The 23296-nt window shown below is 46.4% G+C and carries 18 protein-coding genes, 2 tRNA genes and 1 pseudogene; 12 read left to right on the top strand and 9 right to left on the bottom strand.

Going from position 1 to position 23296, the window contains the following annotated elements:
* The first annotated feature begins 363 nt into the window (after window positions 1-363).
* The 4 genes from cspE (AC0VXX_RS04725) to AC0VXX_RS04710 all read left to right on the top strand — a co-directional run bounded on the left by cspE (AC0VXX_RS04725) (window position 364) and on the right by AC0VXX_RS04710 (window position 2994).
* Window positions 364-576 (top strand): transcription antiterminator/RNA stability regulator CspE, encoded by a 213-nt coding sequence (gene cspE, locus AC0VXX_RS04725; RefSeq protein WP_475516139.1) that lies wholly within the window; start codon window positions 364-366, stop codon window positions 574-576.
* Between the two features lie 792 nt (window positions 577-1368).
* Window positions 1369-1581, top strand: coding sequence for a transcription antiterminator/RNA stability regulator CspE (cspE, locus tag AC0VXX_RS04720; protein ID WP_475516139.1), 213 nt, complete (start codon window positions 1369-1371; stop codon window positions 1579-1581).
* 620 nt (window positions 1582-2201) lie between these two features.
* Complete coding sequence (locus AC0VXX_RS04715; protein ID WP_475516138.1) at window positions 2202-2567, top strand: cytoplasmic protein; 366 nt, start codon at window positions 2202-2204, stop codon at window positions 2565-2567.
* Window positions 2568-2790: 223 nt separating this feature from the next.
* Entirely contained in the window at window positions 2791-2994 is a 204-nt protein-coding gene (locus AC0VXX_RS04710) for a hypothetical protein (RefSeq protein WP_475516137.1), read from the top strand.
* Between the two features lie 75 nt (window positions 2995-3069).
* Here the strand turns inward: AC0VXX_RS04710 and AC0VXX_RS04705 are convergent, their stop codons facing one another.
* On the bottom strand, window positions 3070-3438 hold the full coding sequence (locus AC0VXX_RS04705) for an acyl-CoA thioesterase (RefSeq protein ID WP_475516136.1): 369 nt from the start codon (window positions 3436-3438) through the stop codon (window positions 3070-3072).
* A 325-nt stretch (window positions 3439-3763) separates the two neighbouring features.
* Here AC0VXX_RS04705 and AC0VXX_RS04700 point away from each other — a divergent pair, with 325 nt between their 5' ends.
* From AC0VXX_RS04700 to AC0VXX_RS04690, 3 genes are all read left to right on the top strand, one after another.
* Window positions 3764-5260 carry an alkaline phosphatase gene (locus AC0VXX_RS04700; protein WP_475516135.1) on the top strand — a complete coding sequence of 499 codons (1497 nt, stop codon included), beginning with the start codon at window positions 3764-3766 and terminating at the stop codon, window positions 5258-5260.
* Window positions 5261-5276: 16 nt separating this feature from the next.
* The gene (locus tag AC0VXX_RS04695) at window positions 5277-6947 is read left to right on the top strand and encodes an alkaline phosphatase (RefSeq protein ID WP_475516134.1); all 1671 of its coding nucleotides are present in this window, start codon (window positions 5277-5279) and stop codon (window positions 6945-6947) included.
* Between the two features lie 268 nt (window positions 6948-7215).
* Window positions 7216-7902 carry a hypothetical protein gene (locus AC0VXX_RS04690; protein WP_475516133.1) on the top strand — a complete coding sequence of 229 codons (687 nt, stop codon included), beginning with the start codon at window positions 7216-7218 and terminating at the stop codon, window positions 7900-7902.
* Between the two features lie 71 nt (window positions 7903-7973).
* Here AC0VXX_RS04690 and ltaE read toward each other — a convergent pair whose 3' ends face one another.
* Window positions 7974-8981, bottom strand: a complete 1008-nt coding sequence (gene ltaE / locus AC0VXX_RS04685; protein ID WP_475516132.1) for a low-specificity L-threonine aldolase — start codon at window positions 8979-8981, stop codon at window positions 7974-7976.
* A gap of 463 nt (window positions 8982-9444) precedes the next feature.
* Between ltaE and AC0VXX_RS04680 the strand changes: the two genes are divergently transcribed.
* On the top strand, window positions 9445-10086 hold the full coding sequence (locus tag AC0VXX_RS04680; protein ID WP_475516131.1) for a trimeric intracellular cation channel family protein: 642 nt from the start codon (window positions 9445-9447) through the stop codon (window positions 10084-10086).
* Between the two features lie 129 nt (window positions 10087-10215).
* Here AC0VXX_RS04680 and AC0VXX_RS04675 read toward each other — a convergent pair whose 3' ends face one another.
* Window positions 10216-10791: a YceI family protein gene (locus AC0VXX_RS04675; protein WP_475516130.1), complete on the bottom strand. Its 576-nt coding sequence runs from the start codon at window positions 10789-10791 to the stop codon at window positions 10216-10218.
* The gene (locus tag AC0VXX_RS04670) at window positions 10788-11342 is read right to left on the bottom strand and encodes a cytochrome b (protein WP_475516129.1); all 555 of its coding nucleotides are present in this window, start codon (window positions 11340-11342) and stop codon (window positions 10788-10790) included. Before AC0VXX_RS04670 ends, AC0VXX_RS04675 begins: the two co-directional genes overlap by 4 nt.
* Window positions 11343-11721: 379 nt before the next feature.
* On the opposite strand from AC0VXX_RS04670, the gene AC0VXX_RS04665 reads away from it, so the two are divergent.
* Window positions 11722-11797: transfer RNA gene (locus AC0VXX_RS04665), tRNA-Phe, on the top strand.
* A gap of 21 nt (window positions 11798-11818) precedes the next feature.
* A tRNA-Thr gene (locus tag AC0VXX_RS04660) sits at window positions 11819-11894 on the top strand.
* A gap of 305 nt (window positions 11895-12199) precedes the next feature.
* Here AC0VXX_RS04660 and nagP read toward each other — a convergent pair.
* The 5 genes and pseudogenes from nagP to AC0VXX_RS04635 all read right to left on the bottom strand — a co-directional run bounded on the left by nagP (window position 12200) and on the right by AC0VXX_RS04635 (window position 20117).
* Window positions 12200-13504: an N-acetylglucosamine MFS transporter NagP gene (nagP, locus tag AC0VXX_RS04655; protein WP_475516128.1), complete on the bottom strand. Its 1305-nt coding sequence runs from the start codon at window positions 13502-13504 to the stop codon at window positions 12200-12202.
* 243 nt (window positions 13505-13747) lie between these two features.
* Window positions 13748-14884: pseudogene (gene nagX / locus AC0VXX_RS04650) on the bottom strand (transmembrane glucosamine N-acetyltransferase NagX).
* Window positions 14885-14988: 104 nt separating this feature from the next.
* Window positions 14989-16119, bottom strand: a complete 1131-nt coding sequence (nagA, locus tag AC0VXX_RS04645; RefSeq protein ID WP_475516127.1) for an N-acetylglucosamine-6-phosphate deacetylase — start codon at window positions 16117-16119, stop codon at window positions 14989-14991.
* A 44-nt stretch (window positions 16120-16163) separates the two neighbouring features.
* Window positions 16164-17072, bottom strand: coding sequence for an N-acetylglucosamine kinase (gene nagK, locus AC0VXX_RS04640; RefSeq protein ID WP_475516126.1), 909 nt, complete (start codon window positions 17070-17072; stop codon window positions 16164-16166).
* Between the two features lie 309 nt (window positions 17073-17381).
* A complete protein-coding gene (locus AC0VXX_RS04635) occupies window positions 17382-20117 on the bottom strand; it encodes a family 20 glycosylhydrolase (protein WP_475516125.1) in 2736 nt (911 codons plus the stop codon).
* Window positions 20118-21045: 928 nt separating this feature from the next.
* Here AC0VXX_RS04635 and AC0VXX_RS04630 point away from each other — a divergent pair.
* Window positions 21046-21996, top strand: coding sequence for an IS30 family transposase (locus tag AC0VXX_RS04630; RefSeq protein ID WP_475516124.1), 951 nt, complete (start codon window positions 21046-21048; stop codon window positions 21994-21996).
* Between the two features lie 174 nt (window positions 21997-22170).
* Window positions 22171-22890, top strand: a complete 720-nt coding sequence (locus AC0VXX_RS04625) for a SapC family protein (protein ID WP_475516123.1) — start codon at window positions 22171-22173, stop codon at window positions 22888-22890.
* The last annotated feature ends 406 nt before the right edge of the window (window positions 22891-23296 follow it).

Here is a 23296-nt window from a genome sequence, read left to right as displayed (position 1 = left end):
TATAGTCACGCCCCCGCCCTTTTTTAGGTAATAAGCGGTTATCGCTATTTAAGTCAAAAATAAAACGACTCAATATGTCAACTTAACGCAATGATTTTTATGAAATTAGCCAAGATATGGCCTAAATCATCAGGGGGTGGCAAAAATAAAGCGTGCAAATTCTGCAAAGACTGTTATTATGCACTCGCTCTGTTGTTCAAGAGTTATTAAAAAAGTAAAAGTAAAAGTAAAACCCTAAGCCAAATCCTTACCCTTTTTGTACTCAGCGTTTCCCTTAGCTTCTCGTAATAATTTAATAATTCAGCTACTCAGCACATCGCACTATCGCGATACTTTTTAATGAATTTAAATAAGGGACACACAATGTCTAATACAACTACTGGTACTGTAAAATGGTTTAACGAAGATAAAGGTTTTGGCTTTATCTCTCAAGAAAATGGCGGCGCTGACGTGTTCGTTCATTTCCGTGCTATCACTTCTGACGGTTTCAAGACCCTAGAAGAAGGCCAAAAAGTTTCTTTCGAAGTTGAGCAAGGTCAAAAAGGCCTTCAAGCGGCTAACGTAGTTCCTGCATAAGCAGCTACATTACCCCGCTTAACTGCGAACAAAAGGCGACCTTAGGTCGCCTTTTTTGTATCTGTAATATCATCAACGCTCATTATCGATAATTCCTTATCGATAGACTGTCTTTAATACGCACGCGCTCCTCTTTAACCCTGTCGCTTGCGGCAGTCCTTAGCTCATCAAATATGCATTACAGCGGCTATCGCTGCAGCCATTTGCCCCTTGATCCGACTCGCATATTCCCGCACATAAGCACCAAGTTTGGGAGCGACACACAAGCGCTACCAATTGCTTAGTATTTTTGCTTAATACTGGTGCTTAAGCTTGGCTATTGTTGGTGTTAGGCAGAGGGATAAACCTATCGTCGTTTTTAACCCTACTTACCCTCAGCCGTATTACGCATTTTTTGACGCGTATTATGACCTAAAAATCCATATCACCATGCCACTTTAAGAGATGGGTAACGGCTAAATGCCGATTACGAGATAACAGCGCAAAAATAAAATAGCAAAATACTGAGGCTTAAGATGATGATTGCTATCGCATTAGCTAAAATTCACCCTAAATCACTAGGGGAGTGGCAAAAATAAAGCGTGCAAATTCTGCAAAGACTGTTATTATGCACTCGCTCTGTTGTTCAAGAGTTATTAAAAAAGTAAAAGTAAAAGTAAAACCCTAAGCCAAATCCTTACCCTTTTTGTACTCAGCGTTTCCCTTAGCTTCTCGTAATAATTTAATAATTCAGCTACTCAGCACATCGCACTATCGCGATACTTTTTAATGAATTTAAATAAGGGACACATAATGTCTAATACAACTACTGGTACTGTAAAATGGTTTAACGAAGATAAAGGTTTTGGCTTTATCTCTCAAGAAAATGGCGGCGCTGACGTGTTCGTTCATTTCCGTGCTATCACTTCTGACGGTTTCAAGACCCTAGAAGAAGGCCAAAAAGTTTCTTTCGAAGTTGAGCAAGGTCAAAAAGGCCTTCAAGCGGCTAACGTAGTTCCTGCATAAGCAGCTACATTACCCCGCTTAACTGCGAACAAAAGGCGACCTTAGGTCGCCTTTTTTGTATCTGCTTTTCATGCTGCTCTTTTATCCCTAAAGATAATAAATAACGACCGACAATGTATGCGATAACTATACATACCTATGAAATACCTCAAGATATGCGACATGCCTCAAGACATGCATTATGTATACTGTAGTGGTTAAGTTCAAAACAAAAAACTAAAAACAACAGGCCTGCTTGTTGTAATGCTTTAATCTCTCACTTACTCGCTTTGTGTTCGCCTCGCGTTTATGTTGACCTGTTTGCATGATGTTTTACCACTCCCGTCACTGTCTTTGAGTTATCAAACGCCACTCCGCCGTTTTCTGCAGCCCCTATATTTGACACGACTCGATTAGCTGTTGCTTTATTAAGCAGTGATAATGTAAAACACTTAAGACTATAAGAAATGAGACATTGCACAGGTTATGCATGCTGTAGTCGTGTTACAAAAGATCGACAGTGAGTTATAACTCCAAGTGCTCAATCAGTTTTCTCTATGTTTTGAGTCTAATAAACATTGACCGAAAAGAAACGCGATGCCTATGATGGCATTGATATCCATAATTCAGGTAGGTAATTTATGACAGCAATCTCTCATGTTTACAACTACACAGTTCGATGCCCACACATTAAAGATCCTGCTCATCCCACCACATGGCAAAACCATGTCGAATTTAACGAATCATGCGAAATAGGTCTCAACCGCATCACTAAATGGCACGATCGCTCCGGTCATCGTATCTTTGAACAAGAAGGGTTTGTTGTCAGAGAAGCTGACGGTGAAAGCTCTTATTTTTCGATGAGCAGTGGTCGTCTTAAAGGCAACGGCCATATTTTAGTCACCTTTAAGATCTATATGGATGACTTCACTAAAGATACTTCAGTACAAGAAATCATGGCGCACCTGATCAAAGACTATCAGCAGAGATTATCTAAACTGGACTAACATCAAGAATAGTTCCCAGCATCCCTATACTACCTCCACCATCGGAGGTAGTTTATTTTGACCTATAGCGTTTACCCCTCACAGCCTGTCAATTGGATAATCAACCTATACGTTAATCCACTCCATAGGTAATAAGCTTTCAAGGTTACGATTCAGCAAACATAACTTTACTGAGTTAGATAAAGGGCTAGAATGGCCGTACTACCTATCGAGATAAGCTCACATGAAAACCATTATTATCCTTGCGGCGTTGATTAGCATTAGTGGCTGCGCCGAATTAAAAGATACTGGCCGCACCATCGGCGATACAACCCGCGATGTCACCACTGAAATCGGCCATACCACTCGTGATGTCACCCGAGCAATTGGTCACGCCTCTCGTGATGCCGTCATTTCAGTTAAAGAAGACCTGAGCAAAGAAGACTAACAAACCTTAGTCACATGCCCGTCAGTAACATCATAAAATAAGGCGCTTACGGTATAAGCGCCAGCTGGTGACACATTAGGCCGCATTGGCGCGCACACCATGAGCCTTAGGCTGACCATGCTCATCGACATTGACAAAAATAAGCTTGTCGATGCTCACTACAGGTAATAAGGAGACCTTATTGCGCACCTCACAGCGCACCGTGATCGATGTCATCCCCGCACTAATCAACTCCAAACCAAATTCAATGACATCACCCTGCCTAGCGGGCGTCATGAAGTTAATTTCTGAAATAATCTTGGTCACTATACTTTGACTGCGCATCTGGCAGGCAGCAAAAATGGCCGCTTCTTCATCTATCCAACTGAGTAATTGGCCACCAAATAGCGTATTTGCTGGATTGAGGTGCTCTGGTTTAACAAAACGTCGGCTGTAGTATTTCATTTATGCTCTCCCATTTTACAAATGATCCACCCTCTCCAGGTAAATCGTTGCTCTCATCCAATATCCTTCTCTTATCCCTAATCAACAATCAGGCCAACATAATAATTTATTTATAATCAGTTGGTTAAAAATCGCTTAGCGCTAATGACGGCACCGTTTTGGTGCTAGTTGCACCAAACTCAACCATAACCTCCCCCAAAAAAAGCGCTTGCTATTCATATAACTGCAATCCTGCTGACCCATTTCTGTCATCTTGATAACAGACAATCACCGCGCGTTATCTCAACTGATAACTAATTTTAATCAACATACGGATGATGAAGCGATGATGATAAAAAGAGTAGCGGCGTTGATCTCGTGTAGCCTAGTAACCATGGCCGCCAACAGCGCCGTGCTACCGAGCGTTCAGTCAAACAGCCCCTGGTTTACCGATAGTGCCCAATTGGTTATGGATAAGGCCAACTTAACCACCAAGACCCACGCTAAAAATGTGATTTTATTTGTCGGCGATGGTATGGGAATTTCAACCCTGACCGCGGCGCGTATCTACCAAGGTCAACAGATCACAGGTAACCAAGGCGGCGAAGAAAACGCCTTAAGCTTTGAGCAGTTCAACCACACGGCATTAGTCAAAACCTATAACACTAACCAACAAACTCCCGATAGTGCTGGCACCATGACCGCTATCGCGACAGGCGTAAAATCTAAAGCTGGCGTGCTATCGGTTTCCGATACTAGCTTACGCGGCAATTGCCTATCATCTAAGGGGAATGAATTAGTGACTTTGGTCGATCTTGCCAATGCCAAAGGCTTATCGACCGGTGTCGTCAGTACTGCGCGCATCACTCATGCCACGCCAGCCGCCACCTACGCCCATAGCCCAGAACGAGATTGGGAAGCCGACAGTAACCTTTCAGACGAAGCCCTCGCTAATGATTGTAAAGATATTGCTTATCAGATGGTCATGCGTGACAAAGACCATGCCTTGTCTGTCGCTCTGGGCGGAGGCCGCCGCGCCTTTATCCCCAATACCGTTACCGACGGTGAAAACAAAAACGGTAGCCGCAAAGATGGCCTAGATCTGACCCAAGCGTGGCTCGATAATTTCGATAACGCCGCCTACGTGTGGAATAAAGATGATTTCGATGCCATCGATGTTGCCAACACCGACCACCTGCTAGGGCTATTCAATTCATCACATATGGAATATGAACTCGATCGAGCTAACGATGTGGCTGGTGAGCCCTCTCTCACAGAGATGACAACCAAATCCATTGAATTACTTAATAAAAATGATAACGGTTACTTGTTGATTGTCGAGTCGGGTCGTATCGATCATGCTCACCATGCTGGTAATGCTAAGCGCGCCTTGATGGATGCTGTGGAACTGTCCAATGCGGTCCAAGCCGCCTATGACAACACCAACCCAGAAGAGACCCTCATTTTGGTCACTGCCGACCACAGCCATGTATTTACCATCGCAGGCTACCCTAAACGCGGCAACCCTATTTTGGGGCTAGTGCATGATGTTGATGGCAATTTATCAACCGCCCTAGACGGCAAGCCCTACACCACACTGGGCTACACCAACGGCCCTGGCGCCGTTATTGGTCAACGTGATGATTTAACTTCCGTTGATACCCAGCAAAACGACTTTATGCAGCAAGCACTCATTCCTATGGGTAGCGAAACTCACGCCGGTGAAGATATTAGCCTACACGCCACTGGGCCGGGAGCTAACTTGGTTAAAGGCGTAATGGAGCAAAATGTCATTTTCCACATTATCAACCAAGCCCAATCGCTTGGCGGTACTAAGTATTAATTTAGGAGCTATAACCATGAACAACACATTACTGGTACTGTCTATCGCCGCCATTTTGGGACTAACGGCCTGTGGTAACGATGGTGACAATGGCATAAACGGCACCGATGGTTCGGCTGGTACAAATGGTACAAATGGTACAAATGGTACAAATAGTACAAATAGTACAAATGGTCAAAACGGTAAAGATTGGAGCGCGGTGAACCAATGGTATATCGAGGGGCAAAATAGAGTCACCCAAGCCGCTGACTATACGCCTAATACTGATGCTGGCGCCGCCAAGAACATCATCTTGTTCGTGGGCGATGGTATGGGGGTATCGACAGTCACCGCCGCGCGCATCTTAGAAGGCCAACTAAATGGCGCCACAGGGGAGGAGAACTCACTCTCTTTTGAAACCCTACCCCACCTTGGCTTAGCTAAAACCTATAATGTCGATGGTCAAACTCCCGATTCGGCAGGCACAATGACGGCGATGATCACTGGCGTGAAAACCGATGTCGGGGTTATTTCACAAGCCGAAGGTGTCACGCGCGGTGACTGCGCATCAACATCGGGACAAAATCTCATGACGTCACTGGAATTAGCCTCAATAGCGGGACTATCTACGGGCGTAGTGTCAACGGCGCGTATCACTCATGCGACCCCCGCCGCAACCTATGCCCACGTGCCCGAGCGTGATTGGGAAGCAGACAGCAACCTGCCCGCCGAAGCGGTGGCCAATGGTTGTAAAGATATTGCCGCGCAGCTATTAGATTTTAACCAAGGCAAAGGGGTCAATGTGGTCATGGGCGGCGGACGCCGTGCGTTTATCCCTAGTACTATGGTTGATGCCACAGGTAAAGCAGGTAAGCGCAGCGATGGCCGAGACTTAACGGCCGAGTGGTTAGCTCTCTACCCTAACGCTAAATATGTCAGCGATCGAGACGGTTTCATTAACTTAGATCCAGCCAGTACCGACCATCTGCTTGGGCTGTTTAACTCATCTCACATGGAATATGACTATGATCGAGTCGAAACCGGCGTAAAAGGCGAGCCTTCATTGGCGGAGATGACCGCAAAAAGTATCGATATTCTCAGCAAAAATAATCAAGGCTTTGTATTAATAGTTGAAGCTGGCCGTATCGACCATGCACACCATGCAGGTAATGCTGCACGGGCGCTACACGACACCATTGCCCTGTCAGAGGCCGTTCGTGTTGCCATGGAAAAAACGTCGGCAAACGATACCTTGTTGATGGTAACGGCTGATCATAGCCACGTGCTTACGATTGCCGGTTATCCCACCCGCGGCAACCCTATTTTAGGGTTAGTAAAAAGTAACGATGCCAACGGCTTGCCCTCGGCAACCAACGCCACCGATGCCAACGGAATGCCTTACACCACTGTCGGTTACGCCAACGGTTTAGGCTTCGCATCGCTAGCAACTGGAGGCGATGAGCGTTACAACACCGCGGCGCTGGCCGGGCGAGTCGATCTTAATTACACCGATACCCAAAGCGCGGGCTTTCATCAAGAGGCGTTAGTACCGCTAAGTAGTGAAACCCACGCTGGTGAAGATGTGGCAATATTTGCTCGCGGTCCTGGTGCAAGCCTGATTGAGGGAACCGTGGAGCAAAATCATCTCTTTCACGTGATGAATTACGCTGGCGACTTAGTCAATAAGGCTAATGCCGCCGTGCAGTAGCTATTGCAAGCACTGCAGCCTATGAGTGAAGAACAACAAGAGTGATCTTGTGTTATGCCCTAGGCTGCGGTTTATTAATTACAACTTACTGATTGCATATAATAAGACTAAGGAGCTTTCGATGTATTGCCACCCTCAACCGCTCATGAAGCCGATAAGCAGTGCAATAACTATGTCTCTATTGTGCGCGTTAATGCTTATATGCAATAGCGCTTACGCCACTCAATCAATAACGTCACCAAGGATAGGGGCTAATATCGCAACCGACATGGATGAGCCATGTGATACCGCGATCAGCGGCAGTCAATTTCAAGCAAGCTATCAGATCACCACCACAGATCGTCATACCAATACGCAGCAGCATACAGGGTTAATTCTGACTCGTTTTAACGACAACATCCTCCACCAACATAACCAAGTCAGCTTTGAAGCGTGGCATAAAAATGGGCAGTATGTGCGTTATTTCCCCGCCGAAAAACGCTCGATTAGCTATCGCCGTGGCGATCTGCTCGCACTGAACATCGCCACTGATATCGACAGACAATTTCACCTTATCGCCCCCCATACCCTAGCGCAGCTCTCTCTCGTGGACAGCAGCCAAAGCCAATGCTACGCACAGCAGCAATATCGCAATACTCATAACAAGGATGATGCAGAGCCATTAGTCAGCATTGACTGGTTACCACAGCTATCACTGCCTAAGTCGTTGACAATCGATACGGGAGATCAACGCATAAGCTATCAATTGACGACACTAAAAGCGATTGATAGCGATAGCTTTAATCGGCTTATCGCTGGCTATCAAGATCTTGATTTTGCCGATGTGGGTGACAGTGAATCCGATCCCTTTATCGCAAAAATGATCACTCAAGGATTTATTCAGCACGGCAGCTCTGGGTTTTATTCGTCAGATGGCGAAAAACTTCAGCCGACAAGCGGCGGCCACCATCATTAGCGTGGGCAAATAGCCTTTATATCGTTAGCTACAAGCCAGCCCATGGGTGGCTAGTGGCTAACGACCCTAGTTTAAAGCAGGGCTTTAAGTGCCGTAATAAAGGTATCGATATCATTGCGGCTAATATCGGCATGGGTCACTAAGCGCATCACCGAACCAGGGCTTAGTAATATCCCTTGTTTTTTTAATGAGTTAGCAATAGCGGTAATGTCGAGTTTATCGCTGACTTTAGCAAACACCATATTCGTCTGCACCTCGGCGACATTCACCTCAAACTCTGCCACGCCCTGAAGCTGCTCGGCAAGATAATGGGCATTGTCATGATCTACGGCTAAACGCTCGACTTGCTCGTTAAGTGCCAGCTCTGCGGCGGCGGCCAGTATGCCAGCTTGACGCATGCCACCACCGAGCATTTTACGCCAACGCCGCGCCTTGTTAATTAAACGCTCATCACCCAACAACAGCGAGCCCACTGGCGCACATAAACCTTTTGACAAGCAGATAGACACAGAATCAAAATACTGGGTAAGTTCACTTATCGCTACGCCTTGGGCCACTGCCGCATTGGCAATCCGGGCACCATCGAGATGGATTTTAAGACGATGGTTGAATGCTAGCGCTTGGGCATCTGCTAGGTATTGTGCCGACAACACCTTGCCACCAATGGTGTTTTCTAAGCTAAGCAGTCGGGTTTTAGCAAAATGAATATCATCGGGTTTAATGGCCGCTTCAATATCGCTCAGCAATATAGAGCCATCGGCCTGATTGGCTAATGGCTGCGGTTGCACACTGCCAAGTACTGCGGCGCCGCCCCCTTCAAATTTATAGTTGTGCGCCTGTTGCCCACAAATGTATTCATCGCCCCGTTCACAATGCGACATCAGCGCCAGCAAATTGGCTTGAGTGCCCGACGAGGTAAACAGGGCGCCATCGAAACCAAAGCGTTCTGCCGCCATCGCCTCTAATCGGTTAACCGTGGGATCGTCTCCATAGACATCATCGCCAACCTCGGCGCTGGCCATCGCTTTACGCATCGCCACTGTTGGTTGGGTTACCGTATCACTGCGAAAATCTATCATTATTCCCCTATCCTATCGCTACACAATACACAGTGCAGGCATCTTACTCCTCGGCTGAAATCCTCGCCAGCATAGGAGAGGATTTTTTATTGAAACAGCGCCTTATTGAAAAAAGCGTTATAAAACCTTTTCTTTGATTAAAAACCAGAGCCTTTAAAACCAAAGCCTTTAAAGATCCAGTAAAGTGAGTGGTTACACAAAGTGCTTTAATCTGTCAGCCCTAAAATGGTACCAAGATCTAGATCAACACCTAATCGCGATGAGAAGCCATGGCCACACATAAAAATCCCTAAGTAAAAAACAAAAGAAAATCGAGCAAGATGCCGCGCAACATCAGTAAAAACGTCCAACGGTGCACCCAAGCAGCATTAACAAAACTAATCAAAAACCATAAAAAATATCGTTGTCAATTTGCCTTGTCATCAGGCAAAATCCGGCTCCATTTGATCAACGAGAGCAAAAGATGCAACAAGCTGAATTTATCACCTTACTTTGGTTTATTGGCATCATCGCCGAAGCCATGACCGGCGCACTCTGTGCTGGGCGCAAACAAATGGATCTGTTTGGCGTGGTGATCATCGGCTGTGCTACCGCCATTGGCGGCGGGACACTCAGAGATATGTTGCTGGGTAACTACCCATTAATCTGGGTTGAAAATGTGCACTACTTGGTCGCTATTGCCTTTGCCTCACTACTAACAGTGATCATTGCGCCGGTGATGCGCTATTTATCCAAATTATTTTTAACCATAGATGCACTCGGCTTAGCCGTGTTTTCAATCATTGGCGCGCAGAAGACCTTAATGCTGGGTTTTAGCCCCGTTATGGCAATTGTGATGGGGGTAGTCACTGGGGTATTTGGCAGCGTGATCAGAGATATTTTATGCAACCAAGTGCCATTGGTGTTCCAAAAAGAGCTCTATGCCTTAGTGGCCTTGCTCACGGCGAGTCTGTATATCGTCCTTGATCATTATGCGGTAGCCAGTTGGCTTAATTTAGCCCTGTCACTGACTTTTGGTTTTGGCTTTAGAATGCTAGCCATTCGTTATCACTGGAGCATGCCAAAGTTTAACTACCAATATCATCAAGATAATGAAGTAAGTTAAGTATAAAAAAGCCTCGGCACCCGCAGTACGATACTGGGTCTCGAGGCTTTCACTTATTGCTATTTAGCTTACCTGCTTACTTATATTAGCAAGCAGGTAAGCCATGATGAACCTACCTAAGCTTTAAGCTTACTGGCGAATACCTTCAACCACTAAGTCTAAAGTAACATGACTGGAGGCTGGCCCTAAGTCCATCTTAATATTGTAATCTTTTAGTGCGAGTTCAGTTTGGCCAACGAAGCCAACACGATAACCGCCCCAAGGGTCTTGACCTTCACCCACCAAATGGGCATCGATAGCGACATCTTTGGTCACACCGTTAAGATTCAGCTGCCCCTTAAGTACAAACTCGCCATCACCTTGTGGATCTACAGATGTCGACGTAAAGGTAGCTTTAGGGAACTTAGCCACATTTAAAAAATCACTACTACGCAGATGCTTATCACGCTCAGCATGATTAGAGTCGATGCTGGCAGTATTGATAGTGACATTGACCTTAGAGGCGCCAATATCGCTGTTATCAAAACTAAAATCACCTGAAAAGTCATTAAAACGCCCCACCACAAAGCTGTAACCTAGGTGACTCACACTAAACTGCACCGAGGCATGGGCGCCTTGCGTGTCGATAATATAATCGGCGGCATTTACTTGGGCCGACATCATAAGTGCACCTGCAATAACGCTGCTTAACATACCCTGTTTCATTTTATCTCCTTAAATGTAGTCATTCTGATTAATGTAGAATCTTTATCTATTATATGATGCTTAATCGCCCCTAGGGCGTGAACAATAACTAAACCAATAAGGCTATAGGCCAAATATTGATGCACCAAGCCTGCTATATCGGCTTGGCCTGCAAATAACTCGCCCATACTGGGCAGCTCTAACAACTCAAATACTGGTATGCTGCGCCCATCGGCGGTAGAGATCAGGTAGCCGCTGGCAAAAATGGCCATTAACAATAGGTACAGCAGAGCATGCACCCAAGAGCTGAGCCGCTTTTCCCAACGCTTATGCTGTGGTAACGGCAAAGGTTTAGGATTGCCCCAGCGCCACATCAAGCGAACAACGGTGGCAAGCAGCAGTAGAATCCCCATACTCTTGTGTAATGCTGGCGCCGTTTGGTACCAACTACTGTAATACGTTAATTCCACCATCCAGAAACCCAGCCCAAATAAGCCGATCACCACCAGTGCCGATGCCCAATGTAATACCATACTGACCGCACCATAACGGTTCTGCGTATTCTTAATCATGGTTTTAACCTATCACTTCATTCTGTTGCTAATATTACTTTCGATTTTAATAGGGGAATAGCGCGTAATTTAGCCAATAACGTTCTATTTTTTAGAATTAGCTGACAATCACCAGATAACTCGACTCAAACGAGGCAAGCTTTTGCCGAAAACAGTTGCGATTGAGGCCACTTTCGATACTGGTAACGCACAAAATCAGTATCAAAAAACAGCGTTTTTGATAAAAAAAAACCACTTAGCACACTAACTGACCATGCAGTTAAATTTATCTAAAAAAGCACTTGCAGGAAAAATATCATCGCTATATTATACGCGCACTCCAAACGAGACGGGTTACAAACACCTGGTTTGAAGTAGTTAACTAACGCTTAGTTTAGTTGCCCGAATAGCTCAGTCGGTAGAGCAGAGGATTGAAAATCCTCGTGTCCCTGGTTCGATTCCGGGTTCGGGCACCACTATTTAGATGTAACAGTTAAGCCGGCATAGCTCAGTTGGTAGAGCAACTGACTTGTAATCAGTAGGTCCCGAGTTCGACTCTTGGTGCCGGCACCATAAAAATAAAAAAACCACTCTTTGAGTGGTTTTTTTATGCCTAAAATTTATCATAAGCTTATCAACAAGCGGTCAAGCGGTATTGATTAAGCCAAGCTTATCATGTATTTATCTAAGCGCCCTTGCTTGTGTGGCGAAAGGCAAACGTCATGGTTCCACGCCCAAGTAATCCTCTGCCACGCAATACCAACCTGCCCTTGAATGGCTTTAAATAAGCAAAAGATAGCGCCTTGTTATCAATAAAAATAGCGCATAAAAAAAGGAGCCTGCGCTCCTTTTGATAATCATGTTATTCAATCACTGGCTCACTTCCAGCTTTTTATCTTATGGCCTTTCAGGGCATAAAACAGAATAAACAGATAACAAGGTAGCATCACCATATAGCCGCCTTGTAATCCCAAAGAGGTGGCAGAGCTGGTTATCCCCCAGAATAAAGGACCAAACGCACCACCGGCAATCCCCATCACCAGTAACGCAGAGCCTGTACTGGTCAACTTACCCATACCCGACAACGCCAAAGGCCACACAGCAGGCCACACAATGGCGTTAGCTAAACCTAAAAAGGCGATCATCAACAAGGTGTCGGGCAGCATGACTCCACCTAAGGGTACCAATAGGGCGTTGGCTATCACATAGGACTCATTACTCCCCAATAAAATCCCCATCGTCAGCAAGATACCTAATACTGCCGAGATGGTTAATGCCGTGGGTTGGGAGATAAAGCGCGGAATAGTTAATATACCTAAGATATAACCTAACACCATGCAGATCATGGTATATGAGGTCATGACACCGTATTTTTCGATCCCTAAACTTAAGGCAAAAATACCTATGGTATCGCCAGCAATGACCTCAACCGCGACATAGAAAAATAGCGCAACCACACCTAAGGCAAGATTAGGGTGCGATAACGCTTCGCGAGTGTGCCCTTTACCGCTTAAGGTTTCATCATCTTCCTTCGCCAGCTCAGGTAATGGCGACTTCTTCACTAAAATGGCTAAAAAGCCGATAAATAACGCCATTCCCATATAGGGATACACTAGGCTATTAGCCATTTCATCAATTTGAACTTGGGTAAGCTCTATGCCGACGCGATCACTAAAGCTGTCTAAAATGAGTGCGGTAAACACCATAGGGGCAATCACACCCGCACCTTTATTTAAAATCCCCATTACGCTAACGCGCGCTGCTGCCGATTCTTCTGGACCAATTCTTACCACGTAAGGGTTTACCGCTGTTTGCAGTAAAGTTTGCCCAGTCCCCATCACTAACTGAGCCAATAAAAACAGCGCAAATATTTGTGTTTTAGCCGCGGGAATAAAGAGTAAGCCCGCCAACATCATGATCCCCATACCTAAAGCCATACCACTCTTGTAGCCTACTTTGCGGATCACCCATGCCGAGGGTAAGGCAGTAAATGTCACCGCAATATAAAAAGAGAAGAGGATTAACGACGCTTGTAGGGGAGAGAGTTGTAGGATCTGTTTGAGGTAAGGCATTAACGACCCATTTAACCACGTCGCAAAACCTAAGATAAAGAACAGTCCTGCGACAATCGCCATCGGGATCACGCTGCTGCGCTTATTTTCGCTATTTAATGTCATTTCCATAAGCCAAGTTTCTTATAGTAATTAATATATTGGTATGGGATTAACCTATACCGGCTCAGTATTGATAATGGTACTTATGACAATGGCGACGCTTATCCAACCAGACTTTTTGCCACCTTGTTTCACCGATGTTAAAACATAAAACCCAAAAAGACAACGCTGTCATTTTGGGTTTTTATTAAATTTACCACTAACAGCTGGATTTAACAGGCTAAAGCCTAGCAACCCACTCAGCCGCAACAATTACACCTTAATAAAGATGTCACGCTTATACATCCAAAAAAGTAACAACCACTGCACCAGCAATAAGGCGAGCGTGGCGGGCAACATCTGCGCATTGGCGGGTAATGCATCGATGAGTCCACCAAAGAGACTGCGTGCCATATAGTCCCATTTCACCAAACTAGAGGCTAAATAGATGATGATGGCGTTACAGCCGATGACCACGAAAACATAAACCAATTTGTGCCATTTCAGCACATCCACCAGCGCATAAAATACGCCAAGTAACAACAAGCTCCAGCCGGTAGTGACCAACACAAACGAGCTGGTTCACAGATCTTTATTTACTGGCAAAAAGCCATCACACCACCAGCCTAAGGTTAATACGCTAACGCCAATCAGCAGCAACAGCGCCACTTTAGTCCACTCCCCTTTGGGGTGCGTTTTAACAATAAAGCGCCCGGTAAACACCCCAGCAAGGGCGTTAATCACCGCGGGTAAAGTGGATAGTATCCCTTCGGGATCCGTCGCTCGTCCTTGGTAGGTGATCCCGGGGAGAAAATGACTATCGACATACGCATTAATCGAACCCGCCATCGATAAATCACCTGCCCCCCCACCCGGTACTGGCAGCAGCAATTGCATCGCACCGTAGCCAATCAGCAACCCCAGCGCCACGATAATTTGAGTACGCAAACTGGTATGCCACACTAAGATGGCGGCAAAAAACCAGGCAAAGGCAATGCGCCCAAGTACACTGGCATAACGAACATCATCCAAGGATGCCGGCACCCCGACACCCCAACCATGGTTATAAAGCACACCCAAAAATAGCAGTAATAACAAACGTTTTACTGCGTGACGATACACAGGCCAGCGAGCAGACCAAGGCAAAATATCAAGCCGCTTAGGCGATAAGCCAAGCGCAACGCCCGAAAGGAAAATAAATAGCGGAAAAATCAAATCATAAAAGGTAAACCCGTGCCATTGGCTGTGCTGCATCTGAGCATCGGCAATGCGCCAACCTTGCCAGCTGGTCAAAGCGAAGAGGCCGGCAAATAGGGCTTCACCGCCTAAGATCCAAAACATATCGAAGCCCCGTAAAGCATCGAGTGACATTAATCTCGGCTTAGCCATCTTGGCCTGTTCGGCTTGCATCGGCATACTTCCTATGATGTTTATAAAGATGTAGTTTATCTATCACTAGATAGCGCGAGGCCCTAAAAGCATGACTTTTAGGGCCTGTTATTGATTCAAATGCGTTAGCCTTGATACACCAAGTGCCCAGCAATATAGGTTTGCTGTACCTTGTGCTGGTCTAACAGTACCAGATCGGCCTTGGCGCCAACACTCAGCTGTCCCCGCTGCGCCTGATGTCCGATAAACTGCGCCGGATAGAGAGCTGCCATGCGCAGTGCTTCATCGAGTGATAATCCGAGTAAGTTGACGCTATTATTCACCGCTCCCATCATATCAAGTACACAGCCCGCCAGTTCACCTGTCACCGCGTTTAAACGCGAGCCTTGGCGAACCACCTGCGTGCCAAATAGTTCGAAACTGGCATCTTGCGCCATACCGACAGGCGGCATGGCGTCGGTCACTAGCATCACCTTACCTTTAGGTTTAGCGTAAATCGCGACTTTAGCGGCAGCGGTATGTACATGGTGACCATCGACAATCAACCCGCACCAGGCGTCACGACTCTCGATGGCGGCGCCGACCATGCCTGGCTCCCGCGACCCCATTGGTGACATGGCATTAAATAGGTGCGTAAAGCCGGTGGCCCCCGCAGCCAAGGCTGCTACTACCGTGTCATAATCGGCGTTAGAATGGCCTAAGCAGACCCTAACCCCTTGCGCGACTAATGCCTCAATCACTTCAGTGGAGACATTTTCTGGTGCTAAGGTAACGACTTTGGTGCCTAAGTCGTTGCGGCTAAAGATGGCTAATTCCGCATCAGAAATACGCCTAATATGCGATTGCGGATGCACCCCTTTTTTGGGCACCGATAAGTGCGGGCCCTCAAAATGCACCCCAAGCACACCATGACAACCTTGAGCTATCGCTTGGGCTACAGCATCGGCAGCACGCTGCATCACCTCTACCTTATCGGTGATCAGGGTGGGTAAAAATCCTGTCGTGCCAAACTGCGCGTGAGCCCGGCCTATGGTGTTAATACACTCAACACTGGGGTCGGCATTAAACAGTGCTCCACCGCCGCCGTTCACCTGTATATCGATAAACCCAGGCACTAAGGTGCCAGTCAGTTTAATGGGCTCAACGCCCGATACCGTATCAAATACGCGAATATGACCATCTTCTAGCGTGATGGGCAGCTGATGATGAAACTGCTCACCATCAAACAGCCGTTCAGCAATGAAAGTTTGTAGCATAACTAATGTCCCCTGAAGCCGTTAACGCTGGCGGCGTGCAATAGTTAACGTGTGGTGGATTGTGCGGCCACCTGCTGGCGGGCATAGTAAGCGGCACCAAATTCTGGCGGCGCGATCACCGGCGCTATGTTGGCCACAACATCGCTATCTAACCAAGGTACTAACGGTTCGGCTAAGCCCCCAATCATTGAAAAACGTGGTGGATTAAGCTCAAACAGTTTATGGGCCAGCTGACTTAAATAAGCGGCGCCTTCGGTCACAATCGCTTTGGCGACCTCATCATTATCATTGGCACAGGTTAACACCGTCCGTGCCAGCGTGGCATAGCTGCTGGAGGATTGTCCGGCTAAATGCGCCACGATCCCCATGGCATCGTGCACCTTAAAATATGCTAGTAAACGCTCAGTTAGCGCCGTTGGCGGCGCAAAGCCATCGAGGTGTAACAGCACTTGTTCGGCCGCTTTTAGCCCTAACCAAGCGCCGCTGCCCTTATCGCCTAACATAAAGCCATGGCCACCCAGGCAACAAGATTGCTCACCGACATGGGCATAACCACACGACCCCGTACCGGTGATGATAACCGCACCATCGCCTCCATTATGGGCGCCAATGCAGGCGGCGTGTAGATCGGTTGTGACATACATTTGCGCAAAGGGATGCTGCCAGTTTGCTACTTGCTGGTATAGGTGCGGCACATTAACCCCTGCTAGCCCTAATCCGGCAATGAGCTGGCGGCTATCGCTTAAGGCTAATCCTGCATCGGTTAACGCCAGCGCGGTCGACTGTTGAATCGACTCAAAGGTTTGCGATAAACCATGAAGTGGATTAGCGCGCCCTGCAACGCCGCTGCCTAAAATACGATTATCTGCAGTATAGATGGTCGCACGGCATTTACTTCCCCCACCATCTATACCTATGTATAAGGGCGTATCCTTCGTCTGATTCAATCCCATTACGGACCTCTTTTACCGTGTTAATATCCAAAATTACCGTTAATCGAAACCATAACTTTGGGTCGCTACTGCAAGTTAATACAATGTTACAACAACAATGACAGCGTTGTCATTTATTTTATTGCTATCGATAGACAACTAACATGCCATCTAGCATCGAATTGATTATTGCTCTTGATATTGCAAACTTCGCATCGAAAACCTAAGTAAAACCACATCAAAAAGGCTCAGTCATGCCGCGGCCAGTTGATGGTGGAGCAGGAAAAGAGTGCCCCTGATAGTAGGTTGTCACTCTCAAATTCCAGCTGATTAATTGACGCTGAGTATGCGCCCTTTGCGCTGCCCATCCGCCGCCACGCCTCTGACCTCGACTTTGCCCTCAACCTCGACTTGTTGAGTATAAGGTTGCCACTGCCCCCCATTCAGTCGGTATTGGGCCTGCAAACCAGGATAGAAGTGGTTAATCTGCAACATGCTATTTTTAATACGCGCCCCTAGGGTCGGCACTCGATAGGCAATATTGGCCATATCAAGTTTTAGCAACTCTTTATGACCAAGCGTGTTGGCAAATACCTGCCATTGAGCCAGCTGCTTGGCGCGCATATCATCAGTAAAGAAGCCGCTATCTTGATGATAGATAGCCCCTTGGTACTGATATGGCACTTCCCAGTCGGCTTGATGCCAAGCACGCTCAGCCAGTACTAATAAACGCGGAAAAATCATATATTCGGCAACATCGTCACTACGAATAGTCTCGCTCCATATTTGCCCTTGAAGGCCACGAAATGTCATCCCTTGGGCTAAGGGACCACTGAGACGTTGCCCTTGCTCATTGAGTTTAATGGTGTCGTCAGCGGTAAAAGGTTGGCCTTCGATATTGGTCCACTGCTCAGCGTTAGCGGGGAGGTTATCGGGCATAAAGCTAAAAATCTTGCGCTCGTTGGTATTACGACTTGCCCAGTAATAGCCATGCTCTTTCGGATCGGCCTCATAAGGAAAATCAAAATAGAGCACCTCAGGATTACTCAGCACAGTATCCCATTGTAAATTAGCTTGTTTGTGTGCACGCTTAAAACCGTCATGGGAGATCACATCCCAAATATTGCTCTGGATATTAGCCGGCATCCGCTCTGGGCGAGTGTGACTCATGCCATCGCTCCACCCCGCTGCCTCTATGCCTTTTTCAGCCAGAATATTGGCGACGCGCTCGATAAAATAGGCGCCATAATCTTGCTTACTGGCCACGCCTTTATCGTTATTGCGTAAAAACGCTTGGCATACTGGCGACTCAATCCAAGCGCCTGCCGTTTCATCGGCGCCAATATGGTAGACGGTCAATGGCTGGCCTGCCTGCTGGTGTAGCAGGGCTATCTCATCGACCACTTTGCCGACAAAATCGAATGAAGACTCCAGACACACGTTAAGCGTATTATCGTCATAATATTGGATTGAGGCGTATTGTGTGGTGTCCTGGGGATCGATTAAACGATATTGATTCGCCGCCGCAATATCACCTTTTGCCAACAACTTACGATAGCGCGCCTCCATCGACTTAATGGCAGCGCGCGAATGTCCAGGCATATCCATCGAGGGGATCACTTGGATTTGGCGCGCGTTAGCATATTTAAGGATGTCGATATAATCGGCTTTAGTGTAATAACCATTAACAGCGCTCGCGGCGTCGGGGCCACTGCCCAGCTGCGGTAACAGACAGCGATTTTCCTGCAAATCGTGGCAACGTTTGCTGCCAATGTCGGTTAATTCGGGCAGGCCATCAATCTCTAATCGCCAGCCTTCGTCATCGGCCATATGCAGGTGCAGCTTGTTAAGCTTATAGGCTGCCATCTGATCGAGCAGATCTAAGATAAACTGCTTGCTGTGAAAGTTACGCGCCACATCGACATGCATGCCTCTAAAGGCATATCTTGGCTCATCTTCAATCTGCATGGTATTTACGCTAAGCGTATTCACATCGATAAGGCTAGTGAGCGAAGCGATACCATAGGCGTATCCGGCATCATCGCCAGCGCGGATCGTAATGTTATCAGGTGTGATGGAGAGTTGATAACCGCCTGCCATCAGTGGTTTCGTTAAGGGGCGTAACGTCAACGATATCCCCTGCTTTTGCTCGGTAACACCAAGGCGCTCAAGGCGTGCCAATGCTGCATCAATTGCGCTACGCTTGACCTCTGTAGCTGATAACTTATAGCCAGAACTGAGTGACACCGCTGGTGCAGCACTGTCGATAATTTGCGATTTAGGTGTAGGAATTATGGTGTTAATAGCAAGTGTCGGCTCCGGCTGCACCTGGGCATTGGCCTCAAATAACACCTCAGCCTTGGCCCATTTAAGCGTATCGGTATCACTGCGCTTATATTGAGTTTGCTCACTGACAAATGCCACGGCGTAGGGGCGCGTCTCCATGCCAGTATCAGGATCGATACCCAAGCGAGTGCTGGCAATCACCTCAGGCTCAAGTCCAGGCGCCACAATATAGTAATTAGGCATCGCATCCGTTTCAGATAATTGCCATAACTCCCCGATAAAATCCACAGTGTATGTTTGCCCGGCCTCAAAACCGGCAAACTGCTCGGTGGGGGTAATTTTATGTAGATCACCTTTGACATGGGTAATAGCAAACTCTGGTGATAACTCGGGCGATTGCTGCGGTGATAACACCGCCTTAACTGGCCGCAGTTGGCTGTAATAAATCGCCCAGTCGCGCGCTTTAAAATCAATTGTCGATGTAAAAGTGATTTGCGCGGCAAAACAGCGCCCATCGACACCGCTACTGGTGCATTGCTGCGGATAGTTAGTCAGCGTTGCATAGGTGACGGCCAAGGTGTTGGCAAAATCATGTAACTGCTGTTGCGATATCGTGCCGCTTTGAGATGCAGGCGTAATGGCAGCGGCAGCATTGGTCGTTGCTGCGGGCTGAGATTCAGATTGAAGATTTGGCTGAGATATCACCTCGAGTGGGTTTTCGCTACACGCTGCACCGAATAAGGTGAGCATCACCGCGATTGCGACAAGTTTATTATTCATGGGCTTCCTCTATTATCTTATCCACAAAGCGTGATACCGAATTTGCGGGCTTTAGCGATACGCAATGGCATATATTCAACTTATGATTAACACAGTATTTTGCATGCCAATGACGCCGAATAATGGTTTCACGACAGCGACTTTAAAGGCCGTTAGCCACTATGATGCTTCGCTATTAATCACTAAAAATCGCCATAAAAAAATGCTAGGTGCAGTAACTGTTATTCACAGAATAAAGCACCTAGCTATCTCTAGCATCTGGGGAGAGACTATAGGAAACATCAAACACAATTACGCTTGATTGACCCAAGCGGTAACTGCCAAACACATGCATGTAAGAGACCTCTTCCTACATCATGCAAACCTTACAAACAGAGATGCCACACAAGCAAATGACAACGCTGTCATCTGTAAACTTACACAACAAAAAACAGAATATCTACATTTTTTTGACAAAACATGCTTTTTTTAACTTAATCATTGATATATCCATCCAGATTGGCACAATCTAGAGTTACAAAATAAAGCAACAATTCCACAACAATACAATCAACAATTGATAACATCGTCGTGTTACTCTTAAATGTAACCCAAGCGAGGTTAATGGTGCGGTAACAATTGAGCTCAGTTTATTCGACCATCACGCCTAGGGATGCAATGCTTACGCGAATAATAAATGCGTTAATAAACATACACGTGAACGCCGCAATCACTTATTTTAGCGCAAAGAAAATAATTGCTTAATGACTAGACATTATGGTGCCAATAAAACCGGCTCTTACTATTTGGGGTAAAACGAGCAACATTAGCTCGATTAGCAAAACCCGAATTCAGATAATAAGTGCACCACTCATGGTTAAACGGTGAGGAGAGATCAACTGCCTGTTGGTGATACTCTGTAGTCGCCAAACAAACATGAGTAGTTACCATGAATTACAAGCAGTTGATCGAGGGACAACGATACCAGATTGAGGCCTATTTACGCGAGGGTTTCAGTTATCGGGAGATAGGAAAACGTCTGAAAGTAAGTCACAGTACAATAAGCCGGGAAGTAAATCGCAATCGAATTCGGGATAACCATTACTTGCCGGAAGTCGCTCAGGCGAAGGCATTAAAACGCCGTTGTCAGTCCGCGAAGTCTAGAGTATCTGGACTGACCATCACCTTTGTTGAGTTCGGTCTCAATGAGAAGTGGAGTCCAGAACAAATAGCCGGTGTCGGTAAAATCATCGGATATAACGTCAGTCACGAGTGGATTTATGGCTATGTCCAGCGAGATAAATTATGCGGCGGCAAGTTGTACAAACAGCTACGCCAGAGTCACCGAAGATACCGTAAAGGTAACCGCGCGAATCGTGTGATTATCCCGAATCGCGTTGGCATAGAGCATCGTCCCGCTATCGTGAACAAGAAAAAGCGGTTCGGAGACTGGGAAGCTGACACGGTTCTGGGCAAGCAAGGTACGGGCGCGATTGTCAGCCTGGTTGAGCGGAAAAGTAAGCTGTACCTGATACGCAAAGTGCCAGCGAAAAGCGCAGCCGATGTGGCCCGGGCAATGGTTGGCATGTTGTGGAAATATCGAGGTTATGTTCGAACTATCACTGCAGACAACGGCAGCGAATTCTGTGACCACGAACAGGTCGCAGAAAAGCTTAAAACGGATGTCTACTTCGCTAACCCTTATTCGTCCTGGGAACGCGGACTGAATGAAAACTTCAACGGTTTGCTGCGGCAATACATACGGAAAGGCACCGATTTGCGGACGGTAACAGATAGGCAAATTAGTGAGATTGAACGGGCATTAAATGCCAGACCGAGAAAGTGCCTCGGCTTCAGGCAACCTGTTGCGGTATTCAATGAATTACGCAAGGCAGCCTAATTTAGCGAGTGGTGCACTTCGGAGTTGAATTCGCGAATAACAATCAAAGTAAAATGCCAAATAAAAAACATTAAATTAATAAAACTAATTAGCGTTAGAGATAATGTTAAAGGCGGCTATTTGACTTTAGCCAACTCAAACTAACGCCTATGCATTGAATAAAGGTAACCTGCAATGACACAAATCGTACCGCTTTCCTCACAAAAACACTTGCACTTCAAGTTAGCTCAATCAACAGACTACAGTCGATTTTCAACTCAGCACTTAATCCCTGTTGTTGCGCGAGAGATCCCCAATTTAGCCGCTGAATTCCCGATTGTGTTTGTGAAAAATAGCGAGACTGGTCAATTTACCCCTGTGGCAATGATGGGCATTAAACCTAAAATAAACCTCTATTGTCAGTCTGCAAAATGGCATTCGCCGGTAACCCCATTAGGGTTTAGTAATGCTCCTCTGTCCATCGCAAAAACATCTGCACAAAGCGATGAACTCATCATCTGTATCGATGAGCAGAGCCCCTTACTCTCACAACATGAAGGGATCAGACTCTTTACCGATAATGGTGAACAGACCGACTATCTTATTGCTCGAACCAACGCCTTAATGGATATTGCAGCACTACATCAACAAACACAGGCTATATGCCAATATCTGGCTGATAAAAATCTGCTTAGCCCTCAACAACTCACCATTAAGGGAGGCGAAGACGTACAACACATCAACATTAGTGGCGTATATGTTATCGATGATGAAAACCTTAATGCTATCAGTGATGACGACTTTTTAGCTCTTAAAAACAAAGGATTGCTGCCCCTTATCTACGCTCACAGAGCTTCGTTAAACCAATTAGCAAGACTAATTGCTGAGCAGAATAAATACGACAGCCCACAATAACTCATCACGCGATGATCTAGTGGGGAGAAATCGTCATTAACACTTGGTGATATAACACAAAGTCATATCGCCAAGCGCTTCGTTTAAACCTATTAGCAGCGCCTTAAAATAAGTCATATGACAGCGTTATATCGAGCGTATAATGCTGTCTCTATTGATACTTCACTCAGCAAGAATAGCAAGCTACACCACGGAATCAGTTGTTATCATCTGACCTTGTCGTGATGACACAGCGAGTAATTGTATGTGAGCAGGCCCTATGCCCGTGCAAGATATCGACTAACCTAGCCATCATTAGCGGTAAGTCGCCCAGCCTCCTACCAAGCCACTTTTGCGCTCACCGTGATGATAACGACACTCTAAATCCCCATGTATTAGCTTTTCAAGCTGACCTATCAAGCCTAAT

The sequence above is a fragment of the Shewanella sp. QJM3NY_23 genome (assembly GCF_056173105.1).
The sequence above is the reverse complement of the archived record's forward strand: the minus strand, read 5'-3'. Positions and strand labels throughout refer to the sequence as shown.